Genomic DNA, 12,279 nt, shown 5'->3' on the forward strand with positions numbered 1-12,279 from the left:
CGAGAATGATGAAAAGAATACTAACCATAGCCATCCTAAGCAGCTTACTATTTTCTTCCTGTGAAGATATGTTTGAGCCGGCTCTTGAAAATAATCTTGAAATTGAAACAGCCAATAGTCGCCCCCTTTACGCACAAGGGCTACTTTTAAATGGATACAACCGGGTTCCGGCTAATAGCTATAGCTTTGATGATGTCGCCACAGACAATGCTGTGAGCAACGATAAAAGCAATACTTACCTTAAAACAGCAACCGGACAATGGACAAGCATCAACAATCCTTTCGACCAATGGCGCAATAGCTATGCAGCCATACAGTACCTCAACAATTTTTTATCCCTAAGTGATAAAGTAGAATGGGCCTTGGATCCCAAGGTCAGTACGATGTTTAACGATCGCATGAAAGGTGAAGCTTATGGTCTCCGGGCACTATTTATGTTTCACCTGTTGCAATCCCATGCCGGAAAGTCGAGTACCGGTGAGATACTTGGTGTGCCTATCCTGCTGACTCCCGAAGATGTCAATTCGGATTTTAACCACAGTCGTGCACCGTTCGAAGCCTGCATGCAGCAACTTTACGATGACATCAAAAATGCAGAAGACCTGTTGCCTATGGATTATGAAGACATCAGTGCAGACAGTCAAGTTCCGGTCAAATACGCAGGCACAATCAATAAAGACGACTACAACCGTGTATTTGGAGCCTATTTCAAACTCCGCATGACCAAGCGCATCGCGCAGGCAATTCGTGCCCGAGCAGCGTTAATGGCGGCAAGTCCGGCATACAGCGAGGGCAGCAAAACAACCTGGGAGCAAGCCGCCACCTATGCGGGGCAGGTCATCCAGGCCAAAGGCGGACCAAGTGGTATCGATCCGAAAGGATTCACCTGGTACAATAAAGATGTGGTCGATGGCTTAACCTCCGGATCCAATCCGGCCGAAATACTTTGGCGCACCGACAAAGGAAATAGCAACAGCATGGAACAGGACCATTTTCCGCCAACATTGTTTGGCAGAGGACGTCTCAATCCTACACAGAATCTGGTCGATGCCTTTCCCATGGAAAATGGCTATCCCATTGACGATGCCAATTCGGCTTACAATAAAACCAATCCGTACGACAAGCGGGATCCCCGATTGAAGACTTACATTATTGTCAATGGTGCCACGGCAGGCGTAAGCAACACGGCTATCAATACCGCTGCCAATAGTCCAACAAACGATGGGTTAAATAAGGTCGAGACATCTACTCGGACGGGCTATTACCTGAAAAAGCTGCTGCGCCAAGATGTAAACCTCAACCCTTCATCTTCTACACAACAAATGCATTTCAATACACGTATACGGATGACAGAAATGTATCTGGCCTATGCCGAAGCCGCAAATGAGGCCTGGGGGCCTACTGGCATGGGTACTTTTACCTTCTCGGCCTACGACATCATCAAGGCTATTCGCAGACGGGCGGGTGTAGGAGCCAACAATGGCGATCCTTACCTAGAACAGGTAAAAAACAACAAAGAGCAAATGCGGCAGCTGATCCGCAATGAGCGGAGACTAGAACTTTGTTTTGAAGGGTTTCGGTTTTGGGACCTGCGTCGCTGGAAGTTGGATATCAACGTTGCTGCAAAAGGAATCAGTATAAGCAACAACAGCTATACCGAGATTCCGGTAGAGAATAGACTTTATGAAAACTTTATGTACTACGGTCCGATCCCGTACAGTGAAGTACTCAAATACAGCAATCTTGTACAGAATACGGGATGGAATTAACATTAATACACGCATAATGAAAAAGATCAATCTTCTTTACGCCATGGCTTTGGTAAGCCTGGCGTCTTGCAAAAATAACGACTGGGAGTTCCCAGATTTCGAATTTCAATCGGTATACTTCGCCTATCAGACACCAGTCAGAACGGTAACCCTAGGCGAAGACATTTTTGACAACAGTCTCGACAACCAGCATAAGGTGAAAGTCATGGCAACCACTGGAGGAGTATACAACAATGGAAAAGACATCCGTATCGATTTTGTTGTCGACAACAGCCTTACGAATGGCCTTAGCTATCCAAACGGGCAGACAGTTACCGCATTACCCAACAATTACTATCAGCTTGCTAGCAATCAGATCAATATCCCAAGTGGTAGTCTCACAGGTGGTGTTGAAGTACAGCTGACTGACGCATTTTTTGCCGACCCAAAATCCTTGGAAACCTATTACGTACTTCCTCTAAGGATGACAAAAGTGGTTAACGCCGATTCCATCCTCTCCGGTAAAACTTCGCTACAGGCTGCCAATAGGGCTATTGTATCCGATTGGGATGTCGCACCAAAAGATTTTACCTTTTATGCACTCAAATATATCAATCCCTGGCACGGCAATTACCTGCGTCGGGGTACCGACCAAATTGTCGGCAAAGGTGCCAATAACAGCTTGACAAAAAATATCGTCAGACATCAGGCTTATGTAGAAAAAGACGAAGTCAAAAGCGTCACGACAGCAGCGCTAAAGAAATCGATCTTGCCTCTTTCTTTTAAAGGAGCTGATGATGTCAATATCAATGTCAATCTGAACTTAACTTTTGATGACGACAACAATTGTAGCATTAGCTCGGCAAGTGCTGGCATCTCCGCTACAGGAACCGGTAAGTTTGTCAAACGGGGCGAAAAAAACAGCTGGGGCAATGCAGACAGAGATGCACTTTATCTTTCCTACACGATCGATATGACACAAATGAGTGTCACCAGCAAGGATACCCTCGTGATGCGGGACAGATCTGTAAAAATGGAAACATTTACACCCATCAAAAAGTAGTATCAATTCTATAACGAACAACGATGAAAAAAATCAATAAAACTATCGTCATCCTACTTTCGCTCGGCACCGCCTGGAGTTCCTGTTCCAAATATCAACCACTGGATTACGCCGTCGATAAACCGGAGAAAGTACTGACGCAGGAAGATATAAATGCCTACAACCCATTAAAAAGTTATCTGGATAAGCAAGGCAACCCCGGATTTAAGCTCGGTGTTGCGCTCAATATGAACGATTATTTTAACAAAGGAGTACTCTACCGCTTGGCTAACCGCAATTTCGAAGAAATGGTGATGGGCTATGAAATGAAGCATGGTTCCATTGTGCAAGCCGACGGAAGCCTGAATCTATCTCGTGTAGAACAGCTGATCACAGCTGCACAGGAAAACAACATGGCACTGTATGGCCACACGCTGTGCTGGCATTCGGGACAGAATGCCGCCTACCTGAATAAGTTAATCGCTCCTGTGGTAATACCAGGTTCTGGAGGACCAGCTCTAGCGGGACATGCATTAAAAATGAGCAATCCCACTGTTGTCAATGCCTGGGAAGCACAGACAGCCACAGACATTAACCCCACGGAAATAGGGAAAGAATATGTATTGAAGATTGTAGCCCGGGGCAGCAAAGCGGGCAACATTGGTATCGATCTGCAGAGCACCTCCAATTATACGGGCGACAATATGGGTTCATTGGCATTAACAACAAGCTACAAAGAATACGAACTCAAAGTGACCGCAACTGCCGCGCGTAACCGTTTTATCATCAATTTTGGTCAATACGATGGTACCATCTTCATCGACAAGGTTGTGCTGACAAAAACAGGCAGTTCGGCAAGCCTCATTGCCAACAGTGATTTTGAAAGCAATATTGATGGCTGGTTTGGCTGGGGAAACAATTCCTCCCGAACGCAGTCCGCCAATGGCGAAGGTTATGGGAGCCCTGGGGGCAGCACGATCGAGAAAACCCCTGCCGAGAAAGAAGCCATTCTCGCGAAAGCACTGGAGACATTTATTGCCGGCATGCTTGAGAAAACCAAAGGCTACATCAAGGCTTGGGACGTAGTCAACGAACCGATGTCCGACTGGCCCGACCAATATGCCCTAAAGACGGGAGTGGGCAAAACCGATCTGGCGGATGATGAATTCTACTGGCAGGATTACTTGGGTAAAGATTATGCCGTAAAAGCCTTCCAGTTTGCCCGCAAATATGGTAATGCCAATGATCTCCTATTCATCAATGACTATGGCTTGGAAGGCAGTGACAACAAATGTAAAGGGCTGATCGCCTATGTCAGCTACGTCGAAAGCAAAGGGGCCAAAGTGGATGGAATCGGTACCCAGATGCACATCGACATCAACACAAGCAAAGACAATATCGTCAGTATGTTTAACCTATTGGCCGCCACCGGCAAGCTGATCAAAGTGTCTGAGCTCGATATTGGTTTGGGAAATGGCATAAAGACTAGCAATGCAACGACTGAAATGTATCAGCAGCAGGCCGACATGTACAAATTTGTCGTTCAAAAATATCTTGAGATCATTCCCAAGGATAAGCAATATGGTATTACCATATGGAGCCCACTGGACAGTCCGGACCAAGAGAATTCATTCTGGAGACGTGGGGAACCCATCGGTTTATGGACCGAAGGATTCGTTCGAAAGCCAGCCTATCAGGCGGTTGCTGAGGCATTGTTAGCTAAAAAATAAGATCATTAATCACCCTTTTATATTTAAATTATGAGAACAAACAAAATGTGGTTACTTCTGGTCTTTTTCTTAGTTTTTCTTTCCAGCTGCTCGCGGCTGGAAGAAAAAACCTTGACCAGCGAATCCGAAAGAAGTCTTAAATCCAATGTTTCCGCCCAAGCCGTTACAGGTTGGCCACGAACGACACCAACCTTACATGTAGGCGGGAAGTACCTCAAAGATCCCTGTGACAACAATATTGTCCTGCATGGAGTGGCCATTACACCCAGCCCTTGGTTCAATGGCTGCCAGTATGGTGCCAACTCCGGTTACTGCACCTGGGATAATTACAATGTTCAGGGTGCGCTCAATTACAATAAAGCAGTCATTGACAAACTCAGCAGCGCGGCCGACGGTTGGTATCTCAATTATATCCGTCTGCACATCGATCCGTATTGGACCAATGATCCAGGCGCTCCTATTCCTGAAGACGACATCTCAAGATTTAACTATAATCGCTTGGTTACCTATACTGATCAGGTCATTATTCCAGTAATCAACCATGCCCGCAGCCGGGGCATGTATGTGATCTTGCGTCCTCCTGGCGTATGTCCACACCGTATCGCAGTCAATGATGCCTATCATACCTATCTTAAGACCGTATGGACTTTCCTATCGCAGCACCCATCACTAAAGAATGCTGACAATGTGATGTTTGAATTGGCTAACGAACCCGTTGAGATTCTGGGAACAAATGGCAACTGGGGGACGACCGGCAACGAGCATTTTGCTGCGTTGAAAAATTTCTTTCAGCCCTTGGTCAATATCATCCGTAATAACGGTGCCAACAATGTATGCTGGATACCAGGAACTGGCTGGCAGTCCCATTATCAAGGCTATGTCAATAATCCGATTACGGGTGGCAACATTGGCTATGCAGTACATATCTACCCCGGGTATTGGGGTGGTGTCAATACCTATCAAGCTTTTCAAAATGCCTGGAATACCAATGTTAAACCTATTGCAGACATTGCTCCCATTGCCATTACAGAGACAGACTGGGCTCCACAGGGATATGGCACATTTGGTACGGGATCAACCGGTACCGCCGGCGGAAACGGTTTTGGTGCAAATTTAAAATATATTGTGGATCAGTCCGGCAATGTAAGCTGGAACCTTCTCGCCCCCGACGATCTGCTCCACAAAGGGGATCCCAACGCTGGGACAGCTTTTAACAATGATTGGGAAGCCTGTGCTGCTCCCGCTAAACAGTGGTTTCAGCAGTATGCTGCCTCCAATTACCCCATGTCTAACTGTACAGTTACTAGTCTGGTCAATAATGGCATTTACGAAATCGAATTCCAGACCGATGCCAACAAGGTACTTGATTTAAAATCAGGTGAAGATGCCAACGGTGCAGTGCTCAGACCGTGGACCAGAAATGGCGCAAATGCACAGCGCTGGGTCGCTATAGATGCCGGTAACGGATACTGGCGCTTTGTTTCAAAAGCAAGTGCAAGCAATCGCTGCATTGATCTGACGAGTAATAGCAATGCGCTTGGAACTGCCATCCGGCTTTGGCAGAACTATAGCAATGATGCTCAGGCCTGGAAGGTAACTGCTGTAGCCAATGGCTATTACAAAATTACCTCAAAGGTAGATGCTACACGCGGTTGGGATGTACCCAACTGTACCATGGACGGCAATTCCAATCTTCAGCTTTGGGATTACTATGGTACCTCCTGTCAATTATTTAAGTTCAAATTTATTGCCATGAACTAAACACTATCTTTTCGCGGTAAGCCATACTTACCGCGAAATAGGTTAATTTTAAAAACATAAAAAGCTTCACGATGCGACAAACACAATTTAAAATGCTGCTACTGATCTTCTTGGTATGTTGTTTTACCGGAACAACAGCTTTTGCCCAAGACAAGAACTTCCATATCTACCTTTGTTTAGGACAATCCAATATGGAGGGACATGGACAATTCGAACCTCAGGACACCATCACCAACAGCCGGTTTCATGTGCTAGCGGCAGTAGATTGCCCCGAATTGGGACGGCAGTACGGTAAGTGGTATCCTGCCCGGGCACCACTCACGCGTTGCCACACAGGCCTTACACCTGCAGATTATTTTGGCAGAACGCTTGTAGAAAAGCTTCCCAAAAATATCGAGATCGGAGTCATCAACGTTTCGGTAGGTGGTTGCCATATTCAATTATTTGATCAAGATAGCACGGCAAGCTATGTCGCAAAGGCACCCGAATGGATGAAATCCATGCTTGCAGCTTATGACAATAATCCTTATGAAAGGCTCCTCGTCCTGGCCAAGATGGCACAGCAGAAAGGTATTATCAAAGGTATTTTACTTCATCAGGGGGAATCCAATACCGGCGATCGCGAATGGCCCAATAAAGTAAAAAAAGTCTATGAAAGCCTCTTGCACGATTTGCACCTGAACGCCGAAGATGTACCCCTACTTGCTGGTGAACTCCTATCGGCCGAAGCAGGGGGTAAATGCGCAAGTATGAACAGTATCATCCAAACATTGCCCGCTACTATCCCAACTGCCCGTATCATTTCTTCTGCGGGTTGCCAGGGTATCGGCGATGGACTACACTTCAGTCCTGCCGGATACCGGCAGCTGGGTAAAAATTATGCGGCAAGCATGCTTAAATTGCTGACGAAAATAAAAAAATAAAAAAAGCTAGGGAGTCAATCCCTAGCTTTGAATGACAAGCAGCTAGCCGCCCGAATCACTAAACCGTTCTTTTCTTATAATTTCCTTCGTTATCTTTAAAAGAGATAACAAAACGCTCGATCATTAATTTCCAAAAATTTTGGCCAACTCCTGGTGTAACAGTTCACCTTTTATATTGATAGCGACAATGTTTCCTTTAGGATCCACTAAATAATTTTGTGGTACCGCACGTACGCCATACAATACCGCAGCCTCATTGCTCCAGCCTTTTAGATCTGCGACATGGATCCATGGCAAACCATCATCTTTGATGGCTTTTAACCAGGCATTTTTTCCTTTGGTATCATCTAGCGACACTGCAAGGACCTCCAATCCTTTACTTTTGTATTTGTTATAGGCCTTTAATAAGTTGGGGTTTTCAGCACGGCAAGGACTACACCAGCTTGCCCAAAAGTCGATAAGCACATACTGGCCTTTAAAATCGGATACTCTGATCATTTTCCCTTCCGTATCCGGCTGGGAAAAATCGGGTGCCTTATTGCCGATTTTTACACTTCTCTCCGCTAGAAAACGCGCTTCCAACTGTCGCGCATTGGTCATTTGACGCACTTCTTTGGACAGCTTCAAAAACAAAGGTTCGATCTCACTGAGCTTTCGTTTGTTGGCCGCATCAATAAGGGCGTCCACCGCAAATATTGAATTGGGATTTTTGGCAGCAAATGCAAGCTCTTTTACCCGGCGGGCTTCAAAACGCGCCTCAAACTTTTCATGAATAGCCTTATACTGCTCGCTGGCATCGGGAGCATCTTGCTTTACGGCCGCAAAGGCCTTATTCCCCGCATCAATGATATCCATGAAACCACCACCAATTTCATTTAAATAAGCGACATATGCGTTATGCAACGGCGACCCTTTTATGGAAGCGGTACGCAGCGAATCTCTGATGGTAATGTTATAATTTTCATTGCCTAAATAGAAGTATAAACGGTCGCCAATATTCTGTGCGATCAATTTACCCTTACCATCTTGATCAAAAACCATTCTGGAGTAAGACGGCTCCTCTACTATTCCTTTGAAACTAAACTTGCCATTCACAATAGCCGACGAATCCGATGCCGGAAATCCATCTTTTGTATAATCCAAATACACTTTTTTACCATTGAAAGCTTCTGGTGCACTTCCATTGATCTGGAAATTTGCTTGCTGCGCAAATGATGCCATGGGTAAAAATGCTAGTGCTAAGGCAACTATTTTTAAATTTTTCATGTTTATATGATTAGATTTTATTTTTATTCCTTATTACTTACGCCAAGTCATGTCCACAGGATTTCCTGGAAGACCCTCAATTGTTTTGAGCAACTCGCCATTTTTCCCAACACGGATATCCATATAATACAGCGCTCCTTCTGCCCCAGCAATCAGGATATTCTCATCGTCCTCTAATTTGAGCATGCTTATATTCGATTTGACGGTTGTTTTTAATAGATCGACTTGCTGATTGAGCGGGTTGTAGCGAAATATCTGATTTTTGTAGGCCACATAAATATACCCATTTCGGGTCGCCACCAACTTTGTTTCCGCATTGATCCATTCTTGTTTTATAAAGATCTTCTTATGTATTGCGGTGATCATAAATGGTCCATTAAAATTTGCATTGAACTTCAATTCATAAATATGACCACTCCCGTCCTTCGTATAAGCATAGGTATCCGTATTATTGATCTGCACCATTTTGATCAGATCCATGCCTACCTGTGTTGGATCAAAAATTTCAGTATTGACGGGACTATACTGGGTACCAAAATACATAGGGCTGCCGTAAATATTGATTCGGACAAACTGCTTTTTATTTTTTTCGAAAGCGATTACGCTATAATTATTGTCTACTGTTGTCAATACTACTTCTGGTGCTAACGCGTAGTCCCCATCCGCATAAGTCCCAAACATGCCGTAGGTGTTCGATTGATCCCAGGTGTTTGTAGTTCCCCCATAAAATTTGTCATTGATCACCCCCATCATTACCCCTTGAGGATGGGCGAACAAACTTCCCACAGCAATCGTTGACGGTGCCAAAAAAAAGTTATCGTGCAGGGTACCGGGTTTTACCGCCTCCTTAACAAGATTGTTTACATCTAGACGCACGCCGGCCTGTTTTGATATAATCCAGTAACCCAAGGGGGTATTTCCCGTAAACTGGTTTTTTAAGTAATGGATATGCATAGGATCCACCGGTAATGGTTCGCCGTTGATCGCCTCATAAATATTGGACTGTACAATATTATCGGGCTTTATAAACGAGAGTTTACTAACCCCGTTTTCGACAGATAACACAAGTGACCCACGCGAAAAAGCTGTCGTTCCCTGGATCTTAAAATTATAGAAATATTTCATCCCGTTACCCGTATTGGTCACCGTAAGGCGCGCCGTATATCTTTTGGCCTGAAGCCCAAAAACGATACGCAGCGCGGGACCTTCGTAGTGGTTAGCTTCGGGCACGAGTGCCTCTGGCACATCGATTCGCCAGTTACATTTCACTGAAGCCGCATCGATGCCGGTAATTTTTGGGGTTATAATAAGGCTGTCCCCCACCGATGCTTCATACAAAGTATCTAACCCTGAGATCTGCGGCCCATCAGGCATATCGATGGCATAATTTCCCTTGTCCTTATAACAGCTTTCGAAAGCCAATAGGGTTAAAGACACAATAGCAAAAAATAGTATTGCTCTCAATCTGTTTAAATTTCTTTTCATCTATCTGACTTCCTTTCCTGATTCATCTATAAAATAATACTTACCCGAAGCGCTATTTTTCTTTAATAAGATGCTTCGGTTTGGATTGTCCACATGATAGAATTGGTAGGTCTGTCCATTATCGTTGCTGCTCAGCACGTAATTTTTTTCTGGATGATCCTTGACCCATTTAAATGGATCGTTGAGCATCATGAGCAAGAGATTTGCAAAGTAGAGATTTTTGGGTGCATCGAGCCCGACCGTCGAAAGCGAACGTTGTTCGGTGACAATTAGGAAGAGCTGATGTTTTACCCGCGAATAATTATCGAGCCACATGGTCCACCAGGCAGGCTGTTCCAATTGGGCCGAAATAATAATTCGCGCCCGTATCAGTGTTGGGTTTTCAACCCCAAAGTCATCACTAGCCTTAAGTTTTACGAGCAGTGATACAGATTGACTTTCAAGCGCGCTTATATTATGCACAACGATAGGCATAAAGGCCCGACCGGCATTACTTTCCAATGGATATTCTGATTTCAACGGATCATAGTGCAGGTCTGCACGCGCCGTTGATGAATCTTTTTCCACGAAAGTCTCAAAATGCCGAGTGTGCTGGTCACGATATCCCATTATTTTGACAGGAACAAAAATGGTATCCTGCGCCTTGGTCATATCGTAGGCAAAAGTATATACAATGCTATCCCGATCAGCGTCGCTCAAATCAAAATAAACATTTGCCGACCTGTCGTAGGTCGCTAAAACTGCCTTTTTGCAAGAACACAACATCAGCAGTGGTAGTAGCAATAGCAGAAGTAATAAAGTATCTTTTTTCATTTTGGTTACAATTTACCGTTGTCCATAGATAATTTCATCATCCGGCAACGGCCATACATAAATTTGTTGACTGGCCGGAATTGTAGTGCCTTGCTGTCCGACAATTGGTTCATTGAGCCGTTTATACGCAAAAAACAATTGTCCTTCGGCAAACATTTCTTTCCGATATTCTTTCAGTAGTTCGGTTCGGAGTTTGGCGTTTGTCGAAATATCCACTTTCTGACCAATGCCTCGATGTTCACGGACCTCGTCAAGCCATGCTGCAGCCTGAGCGGGTGCTGTTTCGTAGCTACATTCGGCGGCGATATAGTAGATTTCACTCAAGCGGATCGCCGGAGCTACCAAATAATGAAGATTGGCGGCAAAACTGTCACCCAACGTATTCCGGCGATATTTGTGAATAGATGATATAAAGGAATTTCCAACGCTTACTGTTCCAAACCATTGAGTATAGCGCATGTCACCGCCACCGGCTCCTGCAACTTCGTAAATGGTTTTTGCCTCATCCTGATCCAAATAGATCGCGCTGTTGTTGTCCTGAAACCAGTCATTGTTATAGGTGTTGTTCATAGCCGGGATATACCAGGCAAACAACAGTTCTTTATAGAAAATCCGATCCTTTTTATCCGCATCGACAGCAAGGAAATCAGTGGCATTGGTCCATGGAAATTTTTTGGCATCAATCACTTCAAGTGCGTTCAGCAATGCCTTTACTTTGTCTCCGCTGTAGAGATAGGTGCGTGCCAGCAGTCCACACACAGCATAATAGTTAAGCCGGTGCCTTCTATTCTGTAAAAAGAGGCTCTTGTCCTGTAGCTCCGAATTTTTCAACGTGTCACCGACAGTGGGATAACCAACCACATAGGATTTCAGGCGGATGGGGTCAACTTTCAGCAATTCTTTGGCTTCTTCCAGATCTCCGATTACCGAATCCAATAGTTGGGACACTGTGGACAATTTGGTAGACTTATTTGAATAGGTCGTTACATATGGAATGGCTTCAATTTTGTTATTTACAACCGGAGCCGGACCAAATAGGCGCAAGGCATCAAAATGCAGATATGCTCTCAAAGCCAGCGACTCACCTTTGATCAATTGATAATTGCTTCCCGTAAACAATTGTTTTTTACGGTCGATTTCCTCGAGTATCAGATTGGTATTAACAATACCATTGTATAGACCTTTCCATATATTGTCCTTTCGGCCAATAAAATTACCGTCATTAAATTTAAACAACTTTGTCTGCTGATAACGCAACGGATCATTGCTTGATAATGCATAGTTCTGGACCAATACCTCCGGTGTTCCAATGGTTAGCTCCTTACCATAGAGATCGTCTTTTGCACATCGCGTATATACCCCAATCAGGGCTTCCTTGAAACCATCTTCGGTGGAGAAGAGAACTGATTTGTCAATTTCGCTTTCTGGTTGTATATCGAGCCACTTGGAGCAAGAAAGCGTACTCAGGGCTGTGAACAGTATTAAAACTATAGTTAAATTCTTCATCTGTA

General features: G+C 44.6%; 9 protein-coding genes. 5 read left to right on the forward strand and 4 right to left on the reverse strand.

The genetic code is table 11. The annotated features are described in order from the left end of the window. Positions 1–5: 5 nt before the first annotated feature. From K2F45_RS19110 to K2F45_RS19130, 5 genes are all read left to right on the forward strand, one after another. Positions 6–1,769 carry a RagB/SusD family nutrient uptake outer membrane protein gene (locus K2F45_RS19110; RefSeq protein ID WP_232475574.1) on the forward strand — a complete coding sequence of 588 codons (1,764 nt, stop codon included), beginning with the start codon at positions 6–8 and terminating at the stop codon, positions 1,767–1,769. 16 nt (positions 1,770–1,785) lie between these two features. Continuing rightward, complete coding sequence (locus K2F45_RS19115) at positions 1,786–2,811, forward strand: DUF5627 domain-containing protein (protein WP_145327914.1); 1,026 nt, start codon at positions 1,786–1,788, stop codon at positions 2,809–2,811. 23 nt (positions 2,812–2,834) lie between these two features. Further along, positions 2,835–4,520, forward strand: a complete 1,686-nt coding sequence (locus K2F45_RS19120) for an endo-1,4-beta-xylanase (protein ID WP_248932080.1) — start codon at positions 2,835–2,837, stop codon at positions 4,518–4,520. 30 nt (positions 4,521–4,550) lie between these two features. After that, positions 4,551–6,281, forward strand: coding sequence for an RICIN domain-containing protein (locus K2F45_RS19125; protein WP_248932081.1), 1,731 nt, complete (start codon positions 4,551–4,553; stop codon positions 6,279–6,281). A 71-nt stretch (positions 6,282–6,352) separates the two neighbouring features. Further along, positions 6,353–7,204 (forward strand): sialate O-acetylesterase, encoded by an 852-nt coding sequence (locus K2F45_RS19130; protein ID WP_248932082.1) that lies wholly within the window; start codon positions 6,353–6,355, stop codon positions 7,202–7,204. A gap of 123 nt (positions 7,205–7,327) precedes the next feature. Here K2F45_RS19130 and K2F45_RS19135 read toward each other — a convergent pair whose 3' ends face one another. From K2F45_RS19135 to K2F45_RS19150, 4 genes are read right to left on the reverse strand one after another with little or no spacing between them, the layout of a single operon-like run. Continuing rightward, positions 7,328–8,470, reverse strand: coding sequence for a TlpA disulfide reductase family protein (locus tag K2F45_RS19135; RefSeq protein WP_248932083.1), 1,143 nt, complete (start codon positions 8,468–8,470; stop codon positions 7,328–7,330). A 33-nt stretch (positions 8,471–8,503) separates the two neighbouring features. Next, the gene (locus tag K2F45_RS19140; protein WP_248932084.1) at positions 8,504–9,955 is read right to left on the reverse strand and encodes a PKD-like family lipoprotein; all 1,452 of its coding nucleotides are present in this window, start codon (positions 9,953–9,955) and stop codon (positions 8,504–8,506) included. Then, on the reverse strand, positions 9,956–10,768 hold the full coding sequence (locus K2F45_RS19145; protein ID WP_248932085.1) for a DUF4843 domain-containing protein: 813 nt from the start codon (positions 10,766–10,768) through the stop codon (positions 9,956–9,958). 12 nt (positions 10,769–10,780) lie between these two features. Next, positions 10,781–12,274, reverse strand: coding sequence for a RagB/SusD family nutrient uptake outer membrane protein (locus K2F45_RS19150; protein ID WP_248932086.1), 1,494 nt, complete (start codon positions 12,272–12,274; stop codon positions 10,781–10,783). Positions 12,275–12,279: the final 5 nt, after the last annotated feature.

Source organism: Sphingobacterium siyangense (genome assembly GCF_023277505.1).
In the GTDB taxonomy this organism is placed as follows: Bacteria; Bacteroidota; Bacteroidia; order Sphingobacteriales; family Sphingobacteriaceae; genus Sphingobacterium; species Sphingobacterium siyangense.